This window comes from Brevibacillus sp. B_LB10_24 (assembly GCF_046036945.1).
Lineage (GTDB): Bacteria > Bacillota > Bacilli > Brevibacillales > Brevibacillaceae > Brevibacillus_C.
In genome coordinates this window covers 19,836-43,041 of the sequence record NZ_JBJQOQ010000005.1, presented here as the reverse complement: position 1 = coordinate 43,041, position 23,206 = coordinate 19,836, and the positions used below count along the sequence as shown (strand labels likewise).

At 51.2% G+C, this 23,206-nt stretch carries 22 protein-coding genes; 16 read left to right on the top strand and 6 right to left on the bottom strand.

Translation table 11 applies throughout. The features are described 5' to 3' along the window. The first annotated feature begins 13 nt into the window (after positions 1 to 13). The 4 genes from ACI7RC_RS06900 (at position 14) to ACI7RC_RS06885 (ending at position 4,501) form a co-directional block, all read left to right on the top strand. Positions 14 to 1,495: an aldehyde dehydrogenase family protein gene (locus ACI7RC_RS06900; protein ID WP_408107502.1), complete on the top strand. Its 1,482-nt coding sequence runs from the start codon at positions 14 to 16 to the stop codon at positions 1,493 to 1,495. 217 nt (positions 1,496 to 1,712) lie between these two features. Further along, complete coding sequence (locus ACI7RC_RS06895) at positions 1,713 to 2,879, top strand: NAD(P)/FAD-dependent oxidoreductase (protein ID WP_408107501.1); 1,167 nt, start codon at positions 1,713 to 1,715, stop codon at positions 2,877 to 2,879. A gap of 65 nt (positions 2,880 to 2,944) precedes the next feature. Next, positions 2,945 to 4,207 carry a branched-chain amino acid ABC transporter substrate-binding protein gene (locus ACI7RC_RS06890; RefSeq protein WP_408107500.1) on the top strand — a complete coding sequence of 421 codons (1,263 nt, stop codon included), beginning with the start codon at positions 2,945 to 2,947 and terminating at the stop codon, positions 4,205 to 4,207. 162 nt (positions 4,208 to 4,369) lie between these two features. Beyond that, the gene (locus ACI7RC_RS06885) at positions 4,370 to 4,501 is read left to right on the top strand and encodes a hypothetical protein (protein WP_408107499.1); all 132 of its coding nucleotides are present in this window, start codon (positions 4,370 to 4,372) and stop codon (positions 4,499 to 4,501) included. A 40-nt stretch (positions 4,502 to 4,541) separates the two neighbouring features. Here the strand turns inward: ACI7RC_RS06885 and ACI7RC_RS06880 are convergent, their stop codons facing one another. After that, on the bottom strand, positions 4,542 to 5,516 hold the full coding sequence (locus ACI7RC_RS06880; RefSeq protein WP_408107498.1) for an AEC family transporter: 975 nt from the start codon (positions 5,514 to 5,516) through the stop codon (positions 4,542 to 4,544). Between the two features lie 132 nt (positions 5,517 to 5,648). Between ACI7RC_RS06880 and ACI7RC_RS06875 the strand changes: the two genes are divergently transcribed. Then, positions 5,649 to 6,530 (top strand): LysR family transcriptional regulator, encoded by an 882-nt coding sequence (locus tag ACI7RC_RS06875; protein ID WP_408107497.1) that lies wholly within the window; start codon positions 5,649 to 5,651, stop codon positions 6,528 to 6,530. A 58-nt stretch (positions 6,531 to 6,588) separates the two neighbouring features. Here ACI7RC_RS06875 and ACI7RC_RS06870 read toward each other — a convergent pair whose 3' ends face one another. Genes ACI7RC_RS06870 through ACI7RC_RS06855 form a run of 4 tightly spaced genes read right to left on the bottom strand, consistent with a single transcriptional unit; the run spans position 6,589 to position 10,072 of the window. Continuing rightward, positions 6,589 to 7,734, bottom strand: a complete 1,146-nt coding sequence (locus tag ACI7RC_RS06870) for a saccharopine dehydrogenase family protein (protein ID WP_408107496.1) — start codon at positions 7,732 to 7,734, stop codon at positions 6,589 to 6,591. Positions 7,735 to 7,770: 36 nt separating this feature from the next. Further along, positions 7,771 to 8,514 (bottom strand): amino acid ABC transporter ATP-binding protein, encoded by a 744-nt coding sequence (locus ACI7RC_RS06865; protein ID WP_408107495.1) that lies wholly within the window; start codon positions 8,512 to 8,514, stop codon positions 7,771 to 7,773. A 19-nt stretch (positions 8,515 to 8,533) separates the two neighbouring features. Beyond that, positions 8,534 to 9,184: an amino acid ABC transporter permease gene (locus ACI7RC_RS06860; RefSeq protein WP_408107494.1), complete on the bottom strand. Its 651-nt coding sequence runs from the start codon at positions 9,182 to 9,184 to the stop codon at positions 8,534 to 8,536. An 18-nt stretch (positions 9,185 to 9,202) separates the two neighbouring features. Then, positions 9,203 to 10,072: an ABC transporter substrate-binding protein gene (locus tag ACI7RC_RS06855; protein ID WP_408107493.1), complete on the bottom strand. Its 870-nt coding sequence runs from the start codon at positions 10,070 to 10,072 to the stop codon at positions 9,203 to 9,205. Between the two features lie 317 nt (positions 10,073 to 10,389). Between ACI7RC_RS06855 and ACI7RC_RS06850 the strand changes: the two genes are divergently transcribed. After that, positions 10,390 to 11,625, top strand: a complete 1,236-nt coding sequence (locus ACI7RC_RS06850; RefSeq protein WP_408107492.1) for an MDR family MFS transporter — start codon at positions 10,390 to 10,392, stop codon at positions 11,623 to 11,625. Positions 11,626 to 11,635: 10 nt separating this feature from the next. Here the strand turns inward: ACI7RC_RS06850 and ACI7RC_RS06845 are convergent, their stop codons facing one another. Continuing rightward, the gene (locus tag ACI7RC_RS06845) at positions 11,636 to 12,829 is read right to left on the bottom strand and encodes a CdaR family transcriptional regulator (RefSeq protein ID WP_408107491.1); all 1,194 of its coding nucleotides are present in this window, start codon (positions 12,827 to 12,829) and stop codon (positions 11,636 to 11,638) included. 298 nt (positions 12,830 to 13,127) lie between these two features. Between ACI7RC_RS06845 and ACI7RC_RS06840 the strand changes: the two genes are divergently transcribed. The 10 genes from ACI7RC_RS06840 to ACI7RC_RS06795 all read left to right on the top strand — a co-directional run bounded on the left by ACI7RC_RS06840 (position 13,128) and on the right by ACI7RC_RS06795 (position 23,195). Then, positions 13,128 to 14,555, top strand: a complete 1,428-nt coding sequence (locus tag ACI7RC_RS06840; RefSeq protein ID WP_408107490.1) for an amino acid permease — start codon at positions 13,128 to 13,130, stop codon at positions 14,553 to 14,555. Positions 14,556 to 14,758: 203 nt separating this feature from the next. Beyond that, the gene (locus tag ACI7RC_RS06835) at positions 14,759 to 15,538 is read left to right on the top strand and encodes a FadR/GntR family transcriptional regulator (RefSeq protein ID WP_408107489.1); all 780 of its coding nucleotides are present in this window, start codon (positions 14,759 to 14,761) and stop codon (positions 15,536 to 15,538) included. A 40-nt stretch (positions 15,539 to 15,578) separates the two neighbouring features. Beyond that, positions 15,579 to 16,745, top strand: coding sequence for a saccharopine dehydrogenase family protein (locus ACI7RC_RS06830; protein ID WP_408107488.1), 1,167 nt, complete (start codon positions 15,579 to 15,581; stop codon positions 16,743 to 16,745). A 33-nt stretch (positions 16,746 to 16,778) separates the two neighbouring features. Next, entirely contained in the window at positions 16,779 to 17,906 is a 1,128-nt protein-coding gene (locus ACI7RC_RS06825) for an amidohydrolase family protein (protein WP_408107487.1), read from the top strand. A gap of 40 nt (positions 17,907 to 17,946) precedes the next feature. After that, entirely contained in the window at positions 17,947 to 18,390 is a 444-nt protein-coding gene (locus ACI7RC_RS06820) for a Rieske (2Fe-2S) protein (RefSeq protein WP_408107486.1), read from the top strand. Between the two features lie 110 nt (positions 18,391 to 18,500). After that, a complete protein-coding gene (locus ACI7RC_RS06815) occupies positions 18,501 to 19,862 on the top strand; it encodes an MFS transporter (protein WP_408107485.1) in 1,362 nt (453 codons plus the stop codon). Positions 19,863 to 20,071: 209 nt separating this feature from the next. Further along, positions 20,072 to 20,923, top strand: a complete 852-nt coding sequence (locus ACI7RC_RS06810) for a 3-hydroxyacyl-CoA dehydrogenase (RefSeq protein ID WP_408107484.1) — start codon at positions 20,072 to 20,074, stop codon at positions 20,921 to 20,923. Between the two features lie 48 nt (positions 20,924 to 20,971). Further along, positions 20,972 to 21,733 carry an IclR family transcriptional regulator gene (locus ACI7RC_RS06805; RefSeq protein WP_408107483.1) on the top strand — a complete coding sequence of 254 codons (762 nt, stop codon included), beginning with the start codon at positions 20,972 to 20,974 and terminating at the stop codon, positions 21,731 to 21,733. A gap of 96 nt (positions 21,734 to 21,829) precedes the next feature. Continuing rightward, positions 21,830 to 22,537, top strand: a complete 708-nt coding sequence (locus ACI7RC_RS06800) for a CoA transferase subunit A (RefSeq protein ID WP_408107482.1) — start codon at positions 21,830 to 21,832, stop codon at positions 22,535 to 22,537. Beyond that, positions 22,524 to 23,195, top strand: a complete 672-nt coding sequence (locus tag ACI7RC_RS06795; protein ID WP_408107481.1) for a 3-oxoacid CoA-transferase subunit B — start codon at positions 22,524 to 22,526, stop codon at positions 23,193 to 23,195. The genes ACI7RC_RS06800 and ACI7RC_RS06795 overlap by 14 nt, the downstream gene beginning before the upstream one ends. Positions 23,196 to 23,206 lie beyond the last annotated feature (11 nt).

Here is a 23,206-nt window from a genome sequence, read left to right as displayed (position 1 = left end):
AGGAGAGGAAACGATGAAACAGTACGTGAATTACATTAATGGCGAATGGATCGCATCCGCATCTGGCAAATTTCTGCCGAATACGAATCCGGCAACCGGCGAAGTCCTGGCAGAAGTAACCCAATCGACCGCAGAAGATGTCGATCGGGCCGTACAAGCGGCGAGGCAGGCGCAAAAGGCGTGGCGACTCGTCCCCGCACCGGAGCGCGCGGAAGTGCTTTACAAGGTCGGCCTGCTCTTGAAAGAGCGAAAAGAACAGCTGGCGCAAATCCTTACCAGTGAAATGGGAAAAGTGATCGAAGAAGCCAGAGGAGAAGTACAGGAAGCGATCGACATGGCCTTCTACATGGCTGGCGAAGGGCGGAGACTGTTCGGCGATACGGTCCCGTCGGAGCTGCGCGACAAGTTTGCCATGAGCGTGCGGGTCCCGGTCGGGATTGCCGGTTTGATCACGCCGTGGAACTTCCCGATCGCCATCATCTCGTGGAAATCGCTGCCTGCTCTCGTTGCGGGGAACGCGATCGTCTGGAAACCGGCTTCTGAGACGCCGATGATCGCGTCGGAATTCACCAAGATTTACGAGGAAGCAGGCCTGCCCAAAGGGTTGATCAACCTTGTCTACGGATCGGGCAGCGTCGTCGGAAATGCAATGGTAGACCATCCCCAGATCGATCTGATCTCCTTCACCGGCTCTAACGAAGTAGGCAGGGAAATCAACGCCCGCGCCGGAGGCATGTTAAAGCGCACCTCCCTGGAAATGGGCGGCAAAAATGCCGTTACCGTCCTGGACGATGCCGATATCGATCTCGCCGTGGACGGGATTATCTGGAGCGCCTACGGTACAAGCGGCCAACGCTGCACGGCCTGCAGCCGGATCATCGTACATGAAGCGGTCAAGGAAGAACTGGAGAGCAAATTGCTGGCGCGAATCGCACATTTGCGGCTGGGCAATGGGCTGGATCCGTCCGTTGATGTCGGCCCGGTGATCAATCGCGCTTCCCTGGAGAAAATTGACGAGTACGTCAAAATTGGCGTAGAAGAGGGCGCGAAGCTGCTGTGCGGCGGCGAGATTGCCACAGATGGAGAATTGGGTAAGGGCAACTTCTACCTGCCGACATTGTTTACAGATGTAAAACCGGACATGAGGATCGCCAAGGAAGAGATCTTTGGCCCGGTGGCTTCGATCATCCCAGTGAAGAGCATCGAGGAGGCTATCGAGGTAAACAACAGTGTCGAGTTTGGACTCTCCAGCTCGATCTTCACTCAAGACATCAACCGCGCTTTCCGGGCGATGCGGGATCTGGATACGGGGATTGTCTACGTCAATGCGGGAACGACTGGCGCCGAGATCCACCTGCCGTTTGGCGGAACCAAGGGCACCGGGAATGGGCATCGCGATTCCGGAGTTGCGGCACTGGACGTATTCACCGAGTGGAGATCCATTTACGTGGATTACAGCGGAAAATTGCAAAGGGCGCAAATCGACAACAAGTAAGCTTAACCCTCCGCCAAGAGAGAAAATCCGAATCGACTGCATACCGGACAGTTGGTTCGGATCTTTTTTGGCTATATTATTCTGATTATACACAATATACAAATATCTATCGCGATACGCTGGCTATTTTTGTAGAAACTTGCCATAGTATACCGACGTTACAAGACGTTACATTTAAGATGAATTCCTTTATATCCTGCGAAAAGGGGTAATCCAGATGAACAACACAGCAGACCTCATTATCATCGGTGGCGGCGTCATCGGTTCGAGTGTAGCCTACAATCTCCTGCATGACGGATACACCGGAAAGATCCTCGTATTCGAAAAGGACAAAATCTACGAATACTCCTCTACTCCCAGAAGTGCCGGGGGAATCCGTCAACTGTATACGACAGACATCAACATACAGTTGAGCAGATTTAGCTTGCAGGTGTACAAAGATTTTCCTGAGACGATGGCTCTGGACGGGGAACCGGCCAAGATCGATTTTAAGCAGCGCGGATACTTGTTTCTGGCCACCGAAGAGATGCTGCCGCGCTTGGAGCGGCATGTCGAACTCCAGCACAAGCATGGTGTGCCGTCGCAGCTGCTGCAAAAACACGAGCTCCTGGATATCATCCCGGAACTTACGATCGACGACCTTGCCGGCGGACTTTACTGTGCGGAGGACGGGTATCTCGACCCGTATTCGGTCATGCAGGGCTACATTCGCCATGCCAAAAGGCTGGGTGCCGAGTATATCTACCAGGAGGTAGAGGCGATTCTCTGCGATCAGGAGGAGGTAAAAGGGGTTCGCTTGTCGGATGGCAGCGAATACTACGCTCCGAATGTGTTGAATTGCGCGGGGGCTTGGGGCCCTGCCCTCAGCGAGAAAATGGGACATGCCCTGCCGGTCGTTCCGCTGCCCAGACAGGTGTTTCAATTTGATATCGAGGAGCCGTTGAAACAATACCTGCCGCTGACGATTGACCCGACAGGCGTCTACTTCCGCCACGAAGGCGAAAAGCTGATCGCCGGCTATTCAGACGACAGGGAACCAGGCTTTGACTTCAATTGGAAACGCTCCTTTTTCGTTGAACAAATCTGGCCGGTGCTGGCCCATCGGATCAGCAATTTTGAGCAGGCAAAAATCGAGCGGGGCTGGAGCGGATTATACGACTTCAACACTTCCGACCACAATGCCATCTTGGGCAAGCATCCAGGGAAAAAAGGCTACTACGTGGCATTCGGGTTCAGCGGCCACGGCATGCAGCAAGCGCCGGCGGTAGGAAAAGGCTTGTCCGAGCTGATTCGTACCGGAAAGTACCAGACGCTTGATTTGTCGCCCCTGCGTGTCGAGCGGTTTGCCGAGAATGATTTGGTTATCGAGGATGCAATCGTGTAGCGTCATCCGAGCCATGTCCGTTCTATGAACATGACATAGGAAAGCAGGAAAAGGGGGAGTTCGATTTGAAGAGGAGAAAGCGAACGAGTCTGCTTGCTGCCGTGGTAGCGGTGTGCTTGATTGCCGCCGGATGCGGCAGCAGCGGGGGAGGATTGGCAGGAGGCGGCGGGCAGTCCGCGCAGCAAACCGGCACGGCAAGCAGCAGCAGCGGCAGTGCGGAGACCAGCGCAGGAGGCGCTCAGGAGGCTGGCGGCGGGAAAATTTTGATCGCGACTCAGACCCCTCTCTCCGGTCCGCAGTCCAATGTTGGAGAAGCGATCAAATTGGGCGCGGAGCTGGCATTGATGAAGCAGAAAGAAGATTTCAAAAAATTAGGTTTTGATTTGCAGCTCTTCCCCCAGGACGATCAGGGGGATCCGAAGCAAGGCGTGGCAAACGCCGAGCAGCTGGTGTCCAATCCGGACGTACTCGGAGTCGTGGGCCATTACAACACAGGTGTGGCTATCCCGGCCTCGGTCAAGTACGAACAGGGCAATCTGGTCGTCGTCGGTCCGGCGAACACTGGTGTGCAGCTGACCGAGGAAGGCAAGAAAACCGTGCACCGCATTTGCGCACGTGACGATCTGGAAGGACCGAAGGGCGCGCAGTATGCGAAGAATCAACTCGGTGTAAAATCGGCCTTTATCATCCATGATAAAACGGCGTACGGGCAAGGAGTGGCAGACGAGGTAAAAGCCCAGTTCGAAAAAGACGGCGTACAGATCCTTGGCTACGAAGGAATCACCCCGGGAGAAAAGGATTACAGCTCCGTCATCAACGTAGTCGTATCGAAAAATCCGGACATGATATTCTTCGGCGGTCTGTATCCGGAAGGCGGCATACTCGTCAAGCAGGCACGCGAGAAAAACTTCAAGGGGCACTTTATGGGCAGTGCCGGTCTGGCGTCGTCCGAGCTTCCCAAGATCGCCGGAGCTGCAGCGGAGGGAGTCGTATTTTCTTCCGTTGCCGGGGACGTTACACAGTCAGATGAGGGCAAGAAGTGGGCTGCCGAATACAAGGAGAAGTTCGGCAAAGAGCCGGAAAGCTTCTCGATTTATGGTTACGATGCGATGCAGGTCGTCCTCCACGGTTTAAAAGAAGCGATCGACGCCAACGGGGGCAAAAAGCCCAGCCGTGAACAGGTTCTCGAGGCGGTTCACCATACGACTGATTTCCAGGGGATGTTTACGAAGGTCTCGTTCGACGAGAAAGGGGATAACAAATACGCCAACATCTTCATGTACAAATTCGAAAACGGCCAGCAGGTGTATATCGGCAAAGCGGAATAGGACAAAATCTCGGCTCCGCCCGACAATCGGGCGGATTTTTGTTTACTCACGGCATCGTCCGGCACCGTATTATACACAATCACCATATTTCTCGCTTCTGGGAGGATGCTTTTTGTTGAATTTCACATAGCACCAGACAGGGGAACTGAGGAGGACGTCACGGTGGTGCGAGTCTACGTAAACGGCGTCAAAGACGGGCAAAACAAGCGTCTGGAATGGGAAATGGTCGACATGTACGACATCGAGCGAAACATCACTTCGATGGCCAGAACAACCGGCTTTGGTATGGCATGAAAACCCCTGCTAGACCGGGATTAGGGAAATAGGGATCCATTTACAGGGAGATCTTTTGGCTAAAAAAGATAAGTAGACTGGAAACGGTAAGAACGGATATAAACATCGATATCAATATAGCAACAGATGTTTCTTTGATAAGCTTTCCGTATTTTTGCGCGAATACATACACCCCTGCTCCTACCGGCAAGGCAGACATGACTACGGATACAATTCCCCAAAGCGTATCAATTTGAAAGACATATATCATGAATAGGCCAGTCATCACCGGCTGAAATAATAGTTTTAACACGACAATCGTTGCTATCTCAGATGTATGAACTCCAGATTGTTTGATACGGCGGGTTTGGCCAACCAGACTTAACCCTAAAGCAAAAAGAGCTGTTGGTCCAGAAGCATCTGCCAGTAATTTTGAGAAAGTTTTAACAGAGTGAGGCAAGTTGATGTGTAAGACGGCCACGACGATCCCCGCGATCACCGAAATCGTTAACGGGTTCGTTATGACAGGTTTCAAGATCCCCCGGATTATTTTTGGGATATTCTTACCTTCCCGGTTAGCCATCATTCTGGAGGTCTCAAATGTCAGAAGGACGATTGTTATAACAGGAATATTGTGAAGTAAAGTGGCAAGTGCTGCGGGCAAAGCAGCCTTTTCTCCAAAGGCCGTAATGACTAAGGGTATTCCCATATAACCAGTCGTACCATACGAGACATTCATTCCATATATGGACGATGACGGAAAGTCCTGTTTAAAGATGATTTTCCCAATTAAAATCGCTACGATAAAGCTTATCATGATTCCACCTAAATTGATCCCGATAAACCCCCAATTGGTTAGTTGCTCGACAGGGGCAGTCGCGGTAGAAAGGAAGAGCAATGCAGGCAATGCAACAAAAAAGACATAATTATTTAAGCTTTTAGACCCCGATTTTGACACAATTCCAAAGGTGCCGGCTAGATATCCACACAGCATAATAGCAAAAACCGGTAAAACCACATCTAATAAAATCATCATATATCGCCACTTCCTAGCATTTACATTGTTTTTGCAATTCCATTTTATTCTTGTATTGTTATCATGTAAAATGAACAGAAAAGATAATGGGTATTATTTAAATGAATATCAAGAAGAGGAGGGGAGGATCGGATGGATGTTAAGGATCTTGTAATTTTTCAAACCGTAGCCAATTACAATAGTGTTAGTAAAGCAGCCGCACAGCTAAATTATGTACAATCAAATGTAACGAATCGAATTAACAAATTGGAATCTGAACTTGAAACCATGTTGTTTTACCGGACCAATCGGGGGATGGTATTAACATCAGCCGGAGAAATACTATTGGCTTATACAGGGAAAATTTTACATTTGTTTAAAGAGGCAAAAGATGCCGTAAAAGATCAAGAAGTGCCTTCCGGGCCATTGTCAATAGGGGCAACAGACATTACTACCGCAGTGCGGTTACCTTCCGTTCTGTCCGTCTATCATCAATTATATCCTGATGTCCTATTATCAATAAAAACCGGATCCACTGACGAGTTGGTTCATGAAGTATTACTATATAATCTTGATGGCGCATTTATAACGGATTCCATTGATCATCCTAAAATCGTGCAAGAACCATTAATAGAAGAGGAATTAGTTTTCATCATGGCTTCTTCACATCCTCGAATTGAAAAACTGCAGGATTTGAAAAACAGAACGATACTCGTATTTCGGCCAGGATGTACCTATCGGGCCAAGTTGGAACAATGGTTGCTTGAGGAAGGGATATTTCCTGTCAAGAAAATGGAATTTGGAACAATCGAAGGAATGTTAGGCTGCGCTAAGGCAGGATTAGGGACTGCCCTTGTTTCAAAACGCATTGCCAAGCAATTGGAAAAAGAGGGCAGTATAAGATCTTTTCCAGTGCCTGATAAATTCAAAAATGTTACCACGGTTTTTATCAGACGTTATGATGATCCTGTTTCCCACGCACTAAAAAAGTTTTTGGAAACGACACGAAAGTGTTTACGAGAATCAGAGGATTAGGTAGACAAAGCCACACCCGTTATTCATAAAAGGGTGTGGCTTTATCATGAAGGCCGGACTATTCTTCTGTAAAGCTGATGTGGACACCGCGCCGGTCCAGTTCCTGGACAAACGGATCGAACAGATCCCCGATGATAATCTGTTCGATTGCAGTGACACCGCGCGCGGCCACTTTTCCGGAAGCCAGCCATTCCGCGAGAATGGCGGCCGGCGTGCCGGTTGTCTTGGCCATGGAAGTAAGCGAGCGGTCGCGGTCGTAGAGGTCGACCATGTCCCATTGCAGTTTGGCCGGTTTTCCTCCTTTGGTACCTGTGACGGTTACCCGCACGACGGTGACATCTTCATCAGATCCGCCTTTCATCCTGGACTCCAACAGAACCATGGCAAGCTTGCGCGGGCTTACCGGGGTTCCGTCTACTTCGACCGGTGCTTCGTCCAAAAATCCCAGTTCTGCCAATGCGCCCATTTTTGCCCAATGTCCTTTGTAGCGGACCGTCTTCTCATACAGGCGCTTCACCTTGTCTTTCAATGTGTGCGCGACGCTGTGTGCGTCTGTAATCACTGCCTCGCATTCACCGACAGGCTCGGGAAAATGCAGTTCTTCCAGACCCGACAGAGGGGGGAGCTGGACCAACTCGCCGCCTTCAGCAGCCAATGCCGGACGTGTGTAAAGACCGAGCACACTCTCCAGGCGGAAAACGACCTGGTACCAGAGCGGGGGGAGGGGATGACGGGGGATGCCGCCGCAGATCATCACGGCTTCCTCTGCCTCATCCAGCAATTCGATGCCCCGTGCAGCCAAAAAGTTGGTAATCCCCGGCGCCACGCCGGCTCCCGGGACAATCAGTACGTCAGCCTCCTTGGCCGCTTCATTCAATTGGGCTTTTTCTTCGTACCTTGAGCCGACCAGGTCGACGAGGTGGCATTTCGCTTGAATAGCCGCCTCGATGGCCGGCAAACTGAGGGAGTGGGGGAGACAGGCGACGGCAACATCTGCCCCTTGCAAGACTTCAAGCATGACGTTTTGATCATCCAGCGCCGCTACCTTGCCTGTTACCTTTGTGCTTTTCACCTGAGACAGGCAGCGGTCCAGGCTGGCGGCAAATCCATCTACGGCTACGACTTCATCGATCACGGGACTCTTCGCCAGTTCACCGACGACCATGTTCCCGATCATTCCCGTTCCCAATACGACTGCACGCATGTTCATTCCTCCTGTTCTGTTTTCGCGCGGGGCTGTTCAGTGGCGGACATTAGCGAGAAAACGACGTGTCCGCTCTTCCTGCGGGTTGTTAAAGATCTCCTCGGCTGTTCCTTCTTCCACGATGACGCCGCCGTCCATAAAGATCACCCGGTCGGCCACATCGCGGGCAAAGCCCATTTCGTGAGTGACGACGACCATCGTCATCCCCTCTTTGGCCAAGTTCTTCATGACCTGGAGGACCTCTCTGACCAATTCGGGGTCGAGCGCGGAAGTCGGCTCATCGTAGAGCATGACCATCGGTTCCATTGCCAGAGCGCGGGCGATCGCGACCCGCTGCTGCTGTCCTCCTGAGAGGCGGGAGGGGTAGTGCTCGCATTTATCGGCCAACCCGACCTTTGTCAACAGCTCGGTGGCGATCGTCTTCGCCTGGTCAAGCGGCATCTTTTTGGTCACGACCGGTCCCTCCATCACGTTCTGCAGGGCGGTCTTGTGCGGAAAGAGGTTGAATTGCTGAAAGACAAAACCGGTATGCTGGCGGAGTTGCCTGATCTCCGCTTGGCGCTGGCGGGTAGGCTCTCCCGCCTTCACTTCGTAATCGCCGATTCGCACGATGCCCTCGTCCGGCTCTTCGAGGAAAGTGGTGCAGCGAAGCAGTGTGGATTTGCCGGAGCCGCTCGGCCCCATAATGACAACCACTTCGCTTTTGTTCACCGTCAAATTGACGCCTTTTAACACGTGATTGTCGCCGAAACGCTTGGCAATTCCTTGTAATGTGATCATGTCCATCTGCTCCCCTCATTTACTGCCGCACATGGCGCGCGACTCTGACTTCAACGCGGGCCTGCAAGGCGGTAAAGATCGCGCTTAGCGCCCAGTAGATCGCACCGGCAGTCAAATAGAGTGTCAACGGCTCGAACGTTTTGGCGATCAGCAAGGAAGTCATCTGCAAAAGCTCGGTGACCGTGATGACGGAGACGAGTGAAGTATCTTTCAACAAACCGATGTAAGTGTTTCCAATTGTGGGGATGGCCGTGCGAATGCTTTGCGGAATGATGATCCGCCGCATCGCTTGACCGTAGGTCATCCCGAGTGATGCGGCCGCTTCCATCTGGCCCTTGTCGACAGATTGGATGGCGGCGCGAAAACTTTCTGACAAATAGGCGCCGACATTGAGGCTCAGCGCGATGATCCCGGAAGTCACCGGGTCCAGGGCGATGCCGATCTGCGGCAGGCCGTAGTAGACGACGTAGATCTGAACGAGCAGGGGAGTGCCCCGGATGACGGAAATGTAAAACGCAGCGGTTTTTTGCAAGACCCGGTTTTTCGAGATTCGGGCGAGCGCTGTGAATACGCCGATAAGCAGACCGATGATCATGGAGCCGACAGCCAATGCAAGCGTGATAAGGGCAGCCCATAAAAGGACCGGCAATGATTGTAAGACGAGTTCCATATCATTCCCCCCTGAAAATCAGAGTTTTGGGCTTACGCCAAACCACTTTCTGTAGATCGTTTCATATGTGCCGTCCTGCTTCATGTCGGCCAGGGCCTTGTTGACGGCTTCCACAAAATCGGGATTTCCTTTCTTGATTTCCATGCCGATCTGGTCTTCGTTGATGATGTCGCTGACAATTTTGATCGGAAGGTTTTTCTCCTTGATGTTGTAGCCCAGAACCAGTTGATCGTTCATGATCGCGTCCAGTCTTTTGTTCGCCAGGTCTTGGACGTAATCGTTCATGGCTTTGTACCGCTGAATTTGCGCGCCTTCCACTTTGCTTACCACTTCGTCAAAGGTCGTCCCGGCACCAACGCCGACCTTCTTGCCCTTCAGGTCCTCCAATTTGGTGATGCCTTCGGTTTCAGTCCGGGTAGCGAGCACTCCGCCGGTGATGACGTAGGGGTCGGTAAAATCGACGCTTTTTTTCCGCTCCTCGGTGATGCTCATCTGGGCGATGATGATGTCGAACTTGTCCGAGTTAAGTCCGCCGATCAGCCCGTCCCACTTCGTAGCGATAAACTCCGTTTTTACTCCTAACCGCTTGGCAAGATCGTTGGAAATGTCGACATCGAATCCGTCAAATTGATTTTGATCATTCAGAAAATTGAAGGGAGAATAGGTTCCCTCAAAGCCGACCCGAAGGATCCCGCTTTGTTTTACTCTGGCGAGCACTTCTCCCGCCCCCGGCTTGTCGCCTTCCTTAGGCGCTTCACTCGCAGGCGCCTGGGTGCTTGCATTGCTGCTGTCCGGCTGGGATGTGTTAGCCGCCTGCTGTGTTCCGCAGCCGGCCAAAAGCAAGAGTGCAACCAGACTCGCAAAAAACGGCTTCACGATACGTCTCATTTTTTTGCCTCCTCATACCCGTTAATTGTACATATTGTCGTTTTCCGGACGTACTCCGCTTGCCCGCAGAAGGGTTGTCCCACTCGGTGGCAAGTATGACCCCGCCGGTTGAGTAAAAAGTGCACCTCACCATTAAGATATAGAAAAAAGGGGTGTCGTTAAATGTGCAAACATTACAAACATTGTTGAATTTACGGATCGATTTTTGTTGAAACTTCACATACAATCGGCGAAAATAGAACAGGTACATTACTGATAGAAAGGGAAGTTCAGGAACTGTTTTGCAATGATATTCTAAATAAAGGAAGTATTAACAAATGATAGCTGATTGGAAGCAAGCCCCGTTTCCCCTAAAGATTTTATCCCTGTCCGCCGTTGTGTTTCTGCTGGGCACCACTTTTGTCTGGTCGGTCACGACGATTTACATTACCCAGGTTTTAGGACAAACGGTAACGGTCGCGGGCCTTGTCCTGGTTTGCCACCAGGCGGCGGCATTGATCGGCAACTTTCTTGGGGGAATGATCTTTGATCGGTGGGACGGGAAAAAGACGATCGTGGCCGGGATATGTCTCTCGTTTGCGGCGGTGGTGGCTATGGGCTTCTTCCAGGACTTTTCCATCTACGCTATGCTATTGGGATTCCTTGGATTTTGCAACGGACTGATCTATCCGGCGATGAATGCCATGGCCTACGTCTTGTGGCCGCAGGGCGGAAGAAAGGCGATCAATGTCATTTACGTCGCCCAAAACCTCGGCGTCGCGCTCGGGTCTATCGCCGTCGGATTCGTAGCAGCGATCTCGTTTCAGTGGGCATTTTTTAGCAACGCCATCGCCTATGTCATCTTTCTCATCCTGATCGCGTTCGTGCGCGAACAAGAGTATCTGCCGGAGGTTCCCGAATCCCGAGAGGAGGGGAGCACTGCTGCCGCGGTCAAGATAAAGCCCCGCATGACGGTCCCTGACGGCAAGCTGATGGTTTCGCTCGGGATCTTAAGCGTCGGGTTCCTGATCAATTGGCTGCCCTATTCCCAGTGGGCCTCGACCATCCCCGTTCACCTGCAGTCACTCGGCATCCCGCTCGCTTTTTACAGCATCTTGTGGACGGTAAACGGCGGGATGATCGTACTGGGGCAGCCCCTGGTCAAGTGGTTTACGCAGAGAGCGGCGCCGACGTTTAAACGGCAGATCATCATCGGCAGCATGATTTTTCTGCTCAGTTTCTTGATCGTGGCATTCACCGGAAGCTACGCCGGATTTATTGCAGCGATGCTGATCATGACTGTCGCCGAGATGATCGTCTGGCCGGCGATTCCGGTGATTGTGGCCGAGATGTCGCCGGCGGGGCGTGAAGGTCAATTCCAGGGGATTATCTCAGGGGCTGCGACGACGGGTAAAATGCTCGGGCCGCTGCTCGGCGGCATATTGTTCGAGCATTTGTCGCCGCAGTGGATGTTTTTGTGCATGTGCGGTTTTTCCCTGTTTTCCGCGATCTGTTACTACTTCTACGATCGCCGGCTGCGCCCGAATCGGCAGATCGATGAGGGCATCAGCTAAAGGGTGAGGGTTACTTTTTACCGTAATAGCGAATGGCCATGTAGAGCAATAGGCAGTGCTCAAAATTACTGGTCACAAGACCGGTGCATTCGCTGATTTTCTCCAATCGGTAGATGATCGTATTGCGGTGGATGTACATGTTGCGGGCTGTTTCGCTCAGGTTCATGCTGTACTTGCAGTACGTCAGAAAGGTTGACGACAAAACGTCATAGTTGTCTTGCTCGATCAGCGGCTGGATGATCGTCATCAGTTTTTTCTGCAAGTCAGGGGACAACTCCTTCGGCAAAAGCTCCAGGGTAATGAGCCAGTCGTTGTAGTGAATGATATTGGCGTCTCTGACGGTTCCTTTGCCAACAGCCATCGCTTTTGCGGCGTTGCGGTACGATTCGGCGATACCGTCAACGCCTTTTTTTGTGTTGCCGATGGAAATCCAGGCAGACATTTGGTACTTGGATTGGAGGAATTTGTTCAGCTTGTTCCACTTTGATTCCAGCCCGGAGACGAATATGCCGCTTTCTCTCTCGGTCTTCATCGACTTGATCACGATGAAGCGTTCCATGCTGACAGCGGAGATGATGTCATCCTTCGACTCGCGGAAAATCAGCGAGAGGTAGTCCAGCACCTCGCGCTGGAAAAACGACAGGGAAAATTTATCGTATTGCTCCTCGCTTGACTTCTGGTCGAGCAGATCCATCGACGGAACATTGACATCAATCAGGATGCAGGCTCGGTAGAGGTCGAGGTTGTACCCCAGGGTTCTGGCGAATTGCAGGATCCTCTCCGGATTATCCCTGCTCTCCAGAATCATCTGCTGGACGAACACCTCAATCATTTTCGATTCCAGATCCAGCATTTCTTTGCGGAAGGCCTCCTGGCACATCATCTCTACCTGGCTTTTGACCAGCTGCACATACGTTTCCACTTCGGCTGGTTCGCCAACGATTCCGAGCACCCCGATTGCCTTGTTGTTGAACATGAGCGGAACAGATACTCCGGGTAGAATTTTGTTTTCCTCTTCCATTTCGCAATTGACCATGCTGTTCTTGTGAAGTACTTCGAGAGAGGGTCTGTGAAAAATCCCCAAGCGGCTTCGGTCGGTTGAACCGATGATATACCCTTCCTTGTCAGTAATGCTGATCGGGTATCCCAGGATCGCTGTGGTTTTTTCGGCTATTTCCTGCGCGATATGATCGAGAATTTTCATGACGAATCTCCCTCCAGGTCCATGATGTACGTAATGACAGACTGGTTAAACAGAACAAAATCGCCGAAAGATTATTCCGAATTTTTGTTTAATATAGATATATGTTTTCGCGCAATTCCCACTATACAATCAAATCGTACTCATAATTATGAGGAATCTGTCCCAAAAAATCAATCCATCTGATCGGGAAGGGGGAATGGCAGTAACTTGAAGGAAAAAGAAGGGCCGTGAACGGGAAACGGCGCCCTCAATGAACTGAAAATGGGGGCGAATCAAGCTGGGAAGGAAGGTGGATCGAATGATTACAGAGCAGGAATTGGGGACCGAATTGAAGCGGTCGATGAAGAGCCGCCACTTGTTTATGCTGTCATTGGGCGGAGTTATTGGAACCGGCCTGTTTCTGGGGGCGGGCTTCACGATTGGCGAAGCGGGTCCTGGCGGGGCTGTCCTCGCTTATCTGGTGGGCGGCCTGCTGATGTACCTGGTCATGGTATGTCTCGGTGAACTGTCCGTCATCATGCCGGTGTCGGGGTCGTTTCAAGCCCATGCCGCCAAGTTCATCGGACCGGGAACCGGATTCATGATTGGCTGGGTGTACTGGATGAGCTGGGCCTCTACGGTTGGCTTGGAGTTTACCGCGTCGGGAATTCTCATGCAAAGGTGGTTCCCCGATACGCCCATCTGGATTTGGTGCTGCATCTTCGTCGTCTTGTTGTTTTCTTTGAATGCGCTTTCAGCACGGGGGTTTGCAGAAACAGAGTACTGGTTTGCCGGAATTAAAGTTTTTGCTGTCATCTTGTTTATCCTGATTGGAGGAGCGGCGATTTTTGGGATGATCAGCCTCGGAGGAAAGCCGGCTCCCTTCCTTTCCAATTTTGCCGGCGACGGCTTGTTCCCGAATGGGTTTTCCGCCGTCTTTGTCACGATGATGACCGTGGTCTACGCTTTTCAGGGGTCGGAAATCATGGGAGTGGCCGCGGGCGAGACAGAGAACCCGCAGAAGAACATTCCCAGAGCGATCCGCAACATCGTCTTTCGCGTCCTGCTGTTCTACGTGCTTGCCATTATTGTTTTATCCGCGATTGTTCCTTATAAGGAAGCAGGTTTGCTGGAAAGTCCGTTTGTCACCGTCTTTGACATGGTGGGGATTCCTTACGCCGCCGACATCATGAACTTTGTCATCTTGACTGCGATTCTCTCTGTGGGTAATTCCGGGCTTTACGCCAGCACCCGGATCCTTTGGTCGCTCGCTGAATCCGGCATGGCTCCCAAGCTTCTGAGTAAATTGAGTTCTCGCGGCGTTCCGCTGTATTCTTTGATCATTACCCTGGCCTTTGCGCTGCTCTCGCTTTTGACCAGCATTGTCGCCGCCGACACGCTGTTCGTCATCCTCATCTCTGTCAGCGGGATGTCGGGCACCATCACCTGGTTTGTCATCGCGCTGGCGCAGTATCGATTCCGCAGGAAGTTCGTCCGGGAGGGCGGCAAGGTCGCGGATTTGCCGTATGCCGCCCCGTTCTTCCCGCTGGTGCCGATCCTGTGCATGGCGATCTGCCTCTTCATGTTCGCTTTCCTCGCCATCGACCCGACCCAGCGCAGCTCGCTTTACTACGGGTTTGGCTTTACGGCGCTGTGTTACCTGTATTACTACTTTTTCATAATCAAAAGAAAAAAACACATCGAAGGTGAGAAAGGTACAGCAGATTCCCTCAATAAAGAGCTGTAATTGCGGCATGCCGCTCTGATCTCCGGCCGTCATTAGGCCGGGGTATTTTATTTTTTTCAGATTGTTAACAATAGATTGTTGACAAGGGGAAGAATAGTATATAATATTTAGAAAAAACAGATAATTGGTCTACCGCAGAGAGTTTCTTATTTGACGCTTTTTGGTCTGACCATGGTAAGCCCAAAAAGGAGATGATGACGCTTGTGAAGGCAGAAGGGATCAAGCTGGATAAGGATCAGCCTGTAAGGTCCTATCAAAAGGTAGTGGATAAGATCAAGGAGGTGATTATTGAAGGAAAGCTCTCCCCTGGGGATCGGCTAAAGTCGGAAAGAGAGCTTGCAGAAAAGTTAAAGGTGAGTCGGACGGTCATCAGGGAGGCGCTAAAGTCGCTCGAAATGCTTGGCATTGTGGAAGTAAGGGCTAGAGGAACCTATATCCGGGCTCCTGAAATCAAACAGGTGCTGGAGACGTTTTCTTATTCGCTTGCGTTGGATCAGATAACCGTTCAGGAACTGGTGGAGACTAGAAAGATCATCGAGATCCAAGCGGCTAAATTGGCTGCAGTCAGGCGGACGAGTGAAGATTTGGCCATTCTTGTGGAAATCTTGAAGGAAATGAAAAACGCCTTGCAGGAAAACCATTTCGAGAAAAGCGTCGAGGCGGACTTCCGATTTCACTACTACTTGGTGAAGGCCAGCCATAATCAGGTGTTGACCCGATTTATGGAAACCATATCGGATTTATACCAGCAGGTGTTAGCAGTTACACGAAAGGAATTAGGAAAATTTAATGGTATGGACGAAGGGATTTACGGGCAGCATCTGGACATTTTTTATGCGATTAAAAACGGAGATGTGAATCTTGCAGAGAAGAGCGTCGTCATACATCTGGATTCGCTTGAAGAAGAACTGAAACAGATTGAACAGGGGTTGGAGGTAACGCCACCAAGATACGCTGGTGTAACCGAAGTGGAATTGGATTAAAAAGAAGCAGAAAGAAATCAGACAGGGAAGGGTTGGGAGAATGAAGGCAGCAGTTATAGGCGGAGCAGGAATTCAGGCGCTTGGGACGATTTACGATCTATTGGAGAATCCTCAAGTCGAAGAAGTAATGATCGCAGATATTTCGCTGGAAGGTGCAAAAATGCGGGTAGAGTTGATCGGCGATGAACGGTTGACCGCCCAAAAGGTAAACATTTTGGATGAAAATGAAACCGCTTCTCTTTTGCAGGGTTATCAGGTCGTCATTAACTGCGGCCCTGCCCAGTACTGTCCTCATGCCACGAGAGCGGCGTTGAAAGCGGGGGTGCATTATGTCGATTTAGGCGCCTGGCCCGAAGAAACCAAGGAGCAGCTCAGCTTGTTTTCCCAGTTTGAAGCCAAGGGAATTACGGCTGTTCTCGGGGTGGGCAGTGCGCCCGGGATTTCCAACATGATGGCCCTTTACGGAGTGGAGCAGCTGGATACTGTTACAGATATAGATATCATCATTGCCATGAAAGACTTTACCCGGCACACATCGCCTTTTGTCTGGCCTTATCTGCTGGACACCATCCTGGATGAGTACGTGCTCAATCCGATTGTCGTGAAAAACGGGGAGATGGTGACGATCGAACCGCTTATGTCGGAACCGGTTCAATTCGACCACCCGATCGGTCTGGCTTATCCTGTGTATACGATTCATCCTGAACCGGTTACACTCTTCGAGTCTTTTAAAAACCAAGGCTGCCTGAATACAAGCTTCCGTATTGCGCTTCCGGAAGAATTTCATCAAAAGGTAAAATTTTTAGTTGAACTCGGTTTTGGCAGCACGGAGCCGATGGAGATGGCGGGTGCGCATGTATCGCCGCGACAAGCACTGCTTGCCGTTCTGAGCAAACTTCCCAGGGAACAGACAGAACGAAAGCAGTTCAGTGTGACGCGGGTGAACGTCATCGGAACCAAAAACCATCGCAAAGCAAAGGTAACAGTCGAATTGTACGTAGGGTCTGAAAAAAAGTGGAACATTCCCGCCGGTGCCTTAAAGACTTCTGTGCCGCCATCTATCATTGCTCAGATGCTGGCGAGGGGGCAAGTTGAAAGGAAAGGTGTTTTTCCTCCGGAACAGTGCATCGAGAGCAGAACGTTTTTCGGCGAGCTGGCAAAGCGGGGCATGGAGACTTTTTCCAGAACCGTAGAATATGCTTATTAATTTGGAAGAGTAAAACAGAGAGGAGTATGGCTGATGAGCGAGACTCTGCAGAAGCTGGACGACAACATGGAGGAGGCAACAGGTTTTATCGATTGTGATGTGCATCCGTACCTCAGCTCTTTGAACGAACTTGTCCCTTATCTTGACGAGTCGGTGCAGCGGCGATTGCAGATTGGGCGTTTTGAGAAATCACTTTTAAAAAATCAGAGCAATGGCAGTTTTGAAATCCCGAAAAGCCGGTATTCCAATCCCGGCTATGTGCTGCGGGTAGATGCGGTTACACCAAATGGCGGTGTTCCCGGATCCGATCCGGATTATCTCATCAAAGACTTGTTCGAACGCTATAACACTACCTGCGGTATCCTGAACATTGGACACGGAACGATGAGTGCTTATCATAACTTCGATCTCGCAGCTGCCTACACAAGTGCCTGCAATGAGTGGTTGTATGATACCTGGGTAAAAAAAGACAAACGCTTTCGTATGTCAATGGAAGTGACGCCGATGGATCCTAAGCTGAGTATCCAGGAGATAGAAAGGATTGGCCAGCGCCCCGAAATTGTGGCGGTCAACCTGCGCGATACTCAGATTCCCATGGGCAAACAGCATTTTTGGCCCATTTATGAGCTTGCCGAGGCGTATGGTTTGGCGATTCTCGTTCATCCCGATGGAATTGACGTAGGAGCGTATTCGCCGTCTGTGCCAGTCGGCCCCGCCTCCACTTACATCGAGTGGCATGCTTCATTATCGCTGATTGCCCAACGTCAAATTATGAGTCTGGTTTATGAAGGGGTGTTTGAAAAGTTCCCACATCTGAAGTTTGTCTTTATCGAGTACGGCGTCGCGTGGCTGCCCTCCGTTATGTGGCGAATGGATAAAAATTGGAAAGCACTCCGCGAAGAAGTGCCCTGGCTGAAGATGCAGCCAAGCGAATACATCAGAAGAAATGTGCGTCTTGGAACGCAGCCGATCGAAGAGCCATTCCGGCCGGGAGATTTACTCGCGCTGATCCGCATGGTAAACGCCGAGGATATGCTGCTGTTTACCAGCGACTATCCCCATTGGGATGGAGATATTAAAAACCGTGTTTTTCTGCAGTTCCCGCAAGAAGTAAAGAACAAGATTTTCTATGAAAATGCAAAGGCAACCTTCCGTCTTTGATCTTATCGTTTTACATCCGCAATCGAAGGGGGTAACGTCCTTGTTGGAACAGAATAAAGCGGTCAAACTGAACCGGATTGAATTAATTCCCGCCGACCAACTGCAGCCCGGACAACGTCTGTTGGTTGAAGTGGATGGAATTGAAATAGCGGTTACGAATGTCGACGGAAAGTGGTATGCATTTCGGAACAGCTGTCCTCATCAAGGGGTATCTCTCGTTTTTGGGGCGATTACAGGCACCATGATGCCTTCCCAACCCCAGGAGTATCAGTATGGCTGCGACAATGAGCTCATCAGATGTCCGCTTCACGGCTGGGAGTTTCACATGAAAACAGGCAAGTCTATGTTTCAACCTGATAAGGTATCGATTCTTACTTATGAGGCAGCCGAGGAAGAAGGAACTGTCGTTCTGTATATGAAACGGCTACCAAAAAAAGTAGAAATCAAGCGGCAAGTGTGTTTTGGGCAGTCTAATATCCTGTAGCCGGGGCTCGATTTTTAGGTCATATGGTCAGACCATGGTATGCCTATCAAAGGAAAATAATCGTAAGTAATATTCTGAATAGTCAGACCTATATAAAGGAGGTTGAAAGAATGTCAATAACCAGGAGAAGTCTTGTCGATGATACTCCATTGAACAGCTTTCATAAAAAGATCACGCTCTTTTCCTCAGGAGGTCCCTTCCTTGACGGCTATATGCTGAGTATTATCGGAATGGCGCTTTTGCCGTTAAACCAAGCTTTCCAGGTCACTCCTTTGTGGAATGGCCTGATTGGTTCCTCAGCCTTGATCGGCGTGTTTCTCGGCGGGATAATTTTTGGGTTTGTAACTGACAAGGTCGGCCGGGAAGTCATGTACCGCTATAATTTGATTTCATTTCTGGTCTTGTCTGCTCTTCAGATATTTGCCACCAGTGTGGAACAAATTTTTATTCTCCGTTTGCTACTGGGAATAGCGATTGGGGCTGACTATCCGATCGCATCCACTCTGCTGGCTGAATTTGCCCCGAAAAAACAGCGCGGACAAATGTTGGGAATGATGATCGTCGCGTGGTATGTCGGTGCCACGATCGCGTACCTGGTGGGCTATTTCTTGTTGAAAATGGGCCCCGATTCCTGGCGTTGGATGCTCGGTTCCAGTGCATTGCCCAGTTTGATCGTGCTCTTCCTGCGAATGAATACACCCGAATCTCCCCGCTGGCTGTTAAGCAAAGGGCAAAAAGACAAGGCACTAGCCATTATGAAGAGAGTCTACGGGGAATCGGCCACACTGGATGATATACCCAAAGAAGAATCAAAAACAAGGCTGTCCAAGATATTTAGCCCCGGTTACCTCAAGCGGACAGCATTCATCGTCCTGTTTTGGAACTTTCAGCTGATTCCGTTATTTGCGGTTTACACTTTTGCCCCGACGCTGTTGGAAACGTTTGGGCTGGGAAATGGTGATTTATCCCATATTGGTTCAGCTTTAATCAGTTTCCTGTTCCTGATTGGCTGCTCGATTGCTGTTGTGTACATCAACCGGATTGGACGCAGGGGACTGTTAATTTGGGGATTCGTCTTTACGACGATCGCCTTGCTTGGATTAGGGCTGTTCCCCCATGCGAACAACTGGGTCATTATCCTGCTCTTTGGGGTGTATGCTTTTTTTGCGGGTGCACCCAGTATACTGGAATGGACCTATCCAAACGAATTGTTTCCGACAGATGTGCGGGCTACCGCCGTTGGCTTTGCGACGACGATCAGCCGAATCGGTGCGTTTCTGGGAACGTTTGGGCTGCCATTGGCGTTGGACGCTTACGGTATTGGGCCGACCATGCTCATGGCGGCGGGGATGAATGTAATTGGGTTAATCGTTGCGATCGCATGGGCCCCCGAGACAACAAACCTCAGTTTAAGCGAGACCAGCGGCCTCAAGTCCGATATTCTGGGCCATCACAAGCAATTTCGAGCATAGAGCGGAAAAATGGGATTTTGAGCATTTGCTGCATACAGCGATGCTTGTTTTTTTGCTGCCGGGGAGGGATGGATGAACAGATGTCATTGAGCAGAAATACCTATTCAATCAGGTGAAATTGACATTTTTTTGTTTATTTTGCACATAGAATTTGAAATTATCTGAAAGGCATAATATGATTAGGTTACATGCAGAAAGGAGTGACAGTTGTGAAATTTCTAACGGTCGTCGGTTCGGGGACGATGGGAAGAGGCATCGCCTATACCGCTGCCCTGGCCGATTTTCAGGTCTGTGTGCAAGATGTACAGGCCGAAGCTTTGGACAAAGCGAAAGATTATATTGAGAAAGAGATGCGCAAAAGTGCGGAGAGAGGGTTCGTAGATCCCGGCGCGGTAGACCGGGCGCTTGCCAACCTCAGCTATACGACGAGCATGGAGGAGGCGGCAAGGAATGCCGATATCGTGATCGAAGCCGTTTTTGAACAGATGGAGTTGAAGATCAACGTGTTCAAAGCGCTGGACGAGATCTGCCCGCCGCACACTGTATTGGCAACCAACACATCGACGATGAGTCCAACAGAAATCGCAGCGCAAACGAGCCGCCCCGACAGATGTCTGGCCATGCATTTTTTCAATCCGGTCCACAAGATGAAGCTGATCGAGATCGTACGCGGTCTGGACACCAGCGATGAGACTGTGGCAATCGCCAAACAAGTGGGCGCCCGTTTGGGAAAAGAGACAGTGGAAGTAAACGAGTTTCCCGGGTTTGTTACCAGCCGCATGAACTGCCTGATCGGAAACGAAGCGATGAACATGCTGATGGAGGGCGTCGCCTCTGCCGCCGATATCGACAAAGCAATGAAGCTCGGCTTGAATCATCCGATGGGGCCGTTGGAACTGGCTGACCTGGTCGGTTTGGACTCCCGGCTGCGGAATATGGAATACCTCTACCAAACATTGGGTGAGAAGTATCGTCCATGTCCGCTGTTGATCAAGTACGTGAAAGCGGGCCGGCTGGGCCGTAAATCGGGAAGCGGATTTTACGAGTATCATCAAGACTGATACATCCGGTTCAGGTGCTGGACAAAAAGCGGGGGTAAGGAGAGGAAGATGAATCAAAGCGTAGGGAAGGCGTTAAAGTTATTGGGATTATTTACGGCAGAACGCTCCAGGCTTTCCCTGGCAGATGTCGCGAGAAGTTCCGGTTTGTCAAAGCCCACAGCCTACCGTTTGCTGAAGGCGCTTGAGGAGGAGGGTTTCCTGGTTCGAAACCAAGTGGACCACGGCGACAAACAGTACCAGCTCGGCTTGAGATTACTGGAGCTGGGCAACCTGGTCGCAGAACAGCTGGAGGTTAGAAAAATTGCTCTGCCATACATGGAGCGGCTGCGCGACGAGCTGAATGAAGTCGTTCATCTGGTCATTCGTGAACGCAGCGAAGCCGTCTATGTGGAACGGGTAGTAACGGACCGGCCGATGCGGCTGTTTACGCGAATCGGTCTGCGGACGCCGCTGCACGTAGGGTCAGCCCCGCGTTTGCTGCTTGCGTATACTCCAGAGCCGGAGAGAGAGGCGCTGCTGCAGCAGATCAAGCTGGAGAGGTTTACCGATGAAACGATAACCGAGATCGACAAATTGCAGCGTGTTTTGGCGGAAATCCGCGAAAGAGGTTACGCGATCAGCTTTGGGGAAAATGTCGCCGGGACACTGGGCGTATCCACCCCGATCCGCGACCATTCCGGAAGCGTGGTCGCCTCGCTGACGATCGCGGTACCCGGTGATCACTTTCCCGAAGAGCGGATCCAGCTTTTCATCGTCAGGCTGAAAGAAACCGCGGAGGAAATCTCACGCCGCTGCGGCTATGCACCATGATCCTATTTCATGCAGATAGGATTAAAAAATAGTTCTATTAGTGAAATGACGTTTCAATAATTGAAACAAATCAGGGTTGTGAAAGGGGGAACTCGGATGGACCATGTACTGGATATCCCGAAATTGCGCACGCCGGAAGAAGCGGTCTCGCTGATCAAGGATGGGGATTCGATCCTGGTCGGCGGCTTCGGCCTCTGCGGTACGCCGTTTACGATGATCGATGCGATCGCCGAGCAGGATGAGGCCCGCAATCTCACAGTGATCAGCAACAACCTCGGCGAACCCGGCAAGGGCTTGGGCAAGCTGCTGCTTACGGGGCATTTGAAAAAGGCGGTAGGCTCCTACTTTACGACCAACCGTGATGCGGTCAAAGCGTGGAAAAACGGCGAGTTGGAAATCGAGCTGATTCCGCAGGGAACGATCGCTGAGGCGGTCCGGGCCGGCGGGGCGGGAATTGCCGGGTTTTACATCAAGACAGCGGTCGGGACCAAGCTGGCAGAAGGAAAAGAAGAAAGAGTATTCAACGGCGAGCGGTACATCCTGGTGGAAGCAATTCGCGCCAGGGTCGCCTTGATCAAAGCGCTGAAAGCGGACACCCTGGGCAATCTCGTCTACTCGCGAACCGCCCGCAATTTCAATCCGATGATGGCCACAGCGGCCGACCTGGTGATCGCCGAAGTGGACGAGATCGTCGAAGTCGGAGAGCTGGATGCGGAAAGCATCGTAACTCCGCACATCTACGTCGATGTCGTGGTGATGAACCGGTACGAAAAGAGAGGGGGTGTCTACGTTGAAAAACAGTGACCCATTCCGCATTCGCATCGCCAAGCGAATTGCCAAAGAATTGAAAAAAGGGTCGGTCGTCAATCTCGGCGTAGGAATTCCTACCTTGATTCCCGACTATCTGGAGCCGGACCAGGAGGTTTTTCTCCAGTCGGAAAACGGCCTGCTCGGCATGGGACCAACCCCGCCGCCCGACGAGATCGATATGGATCTGATCAGCGCCAGCAAACACCCGGTCACTCTGGGACCAGGAGCCTCGCTGTTCTCCAGTGCCGACTCTTTTGTCATGATCCGCGGCGGACATGTTGACGTCGCTGTCCTCGGGGCCCTGCAGGTGAGCGAAACCGGGGAGATCGCCAATTGGGCGGTGCCTGGAGAAGACATCCTCGGTGTCGGCGGGGCGATGGACCTGGTTCCCGGCGCCAAAAAGATCATCGTCGCCATTACCCATGTGACCAAAGAGGGAAAACCCAAGCTGGTGCGGGAGCTGACTTATCCGACGAGCGGCATCCGTCAGGTAGAGATGATCGTCACGGAGAAGGCCGTATTTACTGTCGAAAATGGCAGAATGACGCTGCGTGAGATCGCCGAGGATACCAGCCTGGAAGAAGTCAGGGAAATGACCGAGGCCCGCTATGAGGTAGCGGAAGATTTGAAGCGGATGCCATCGTATTCTTGATGACGGGAAGG

Bases quoted from the DNA above. Each gene is read 5' to 3' on its own strand.
- ACI7RC_RS06805 (WP_408107483.1), top strand. From the start codon at position 20,972: ATGAATCAAAGCGTAGGGAAGGCGTTAAAGTTATTGGGATTATTTACG.
- ACI7RC_RS06825 (WP_408107487.1), top strand. From the start codon at position 16,779: ATGAGCGAGACTCTGCAGAAGCTGGACGACAACATGGAGGAGGCAACA.
- ACI7RC_RS06895 (WP_408107501.1), top strand. From the start codon at position 1,713: ATGAACAACACAGCAGACCTCATTATCATCGGTGGCGGCGTCATCGGT.
- ACI7RC_RS06880 (WP_408107498.1), bottom strand. From the start codon at position 5,516: ATGATGATTTTATTAGATGTGGTTTTACCGGTTTTTGCTATTATGCTG.
- ACI7RC_RS06845 (WP_408107491.1), bottom strand. From the start codon at position 12,829: ATGAAAATTCTCGATCATATCGCGCAGGAAATAGCCGAAAAAACCACA.
- ACI7RC_RS06860 (WP_408107494.1), bottom strand. From the start codon at position 9,184: ATGGAACTCGTCTTACAATCATTGCCGGTCCTTTTATGGGCTGCCCTT.
- ACI7RC_RS06865 (WP_408107495.1), bottom strand. From the start codon at position 8,514: ATGATCACATTACAAGGAATTGCCAAGCGTTTCGGCGACAATCACGTG.
- ACI7RC_RS06800 (WP_408107482.1), top strand. From the start codon at position 21,830: ATGGACCATGTACTGGATATCCCGAAATTGCGCACGCCGGAAGAAGCG.
- ACI7RC_RS06830 (WP_408107488.1), top strand. From the start codon at position 15,579: ATGAAGGCAGCAGTTATAGGCGGAGCAGGAATTCAGGCGCTTGGGACG.
- ACI7RC_RS06900 (WP_408107502.1), top strand. From the start codon at position 14: ATGAAACAGTACGTGAATTACATTAATGGCGAATGGATCGCATCCGCA.
- ACI7RC_RS06840 (WP_408107490.1), top strand. From the start codon at position 13,128: ATGATTACAGAGCAGGAATTGGGGACCGAATTGAAGCGGTCGATGAAG.
- ACI7RC_RS06850 (WP_408107492.1), top strand. From the start codon at position 10,390: ATGATAGCTGATTGGAAGCAAGCCCCGTTTCCCCTAAAGATTTTATCC.
- ACI7RC_RS06875 (WP_408107497.1), top strand. From the start codon at position 5,649: ATGGATGTTAAGGATCTTGTAATTTTTCAAACCGTAGCCAATTACAAT.
- ACI7RC_RS06815 (WP_408107485.1), top strand. From the start codon at position 18,501: ATGTCAATAACCAGGAGAAGTCTTGTCGATGATACTCCATTGAACAGC.
- ACI7RC_RS06870 (WP_408107496.1), bottom strand. From the start codon at position 7,734: ATGCGTGCAGTCGTATTGGGAACGGGAATGATCGGGAACATGGTCGTC.
- ACI7RC_RS06855 (WP_408107493.1), bottom strand. From the start codon at position 10,072: ATGAGACGTATCGTGAAGCCGTTTTTTGCGAGTCTGGTTGCACTCTTG.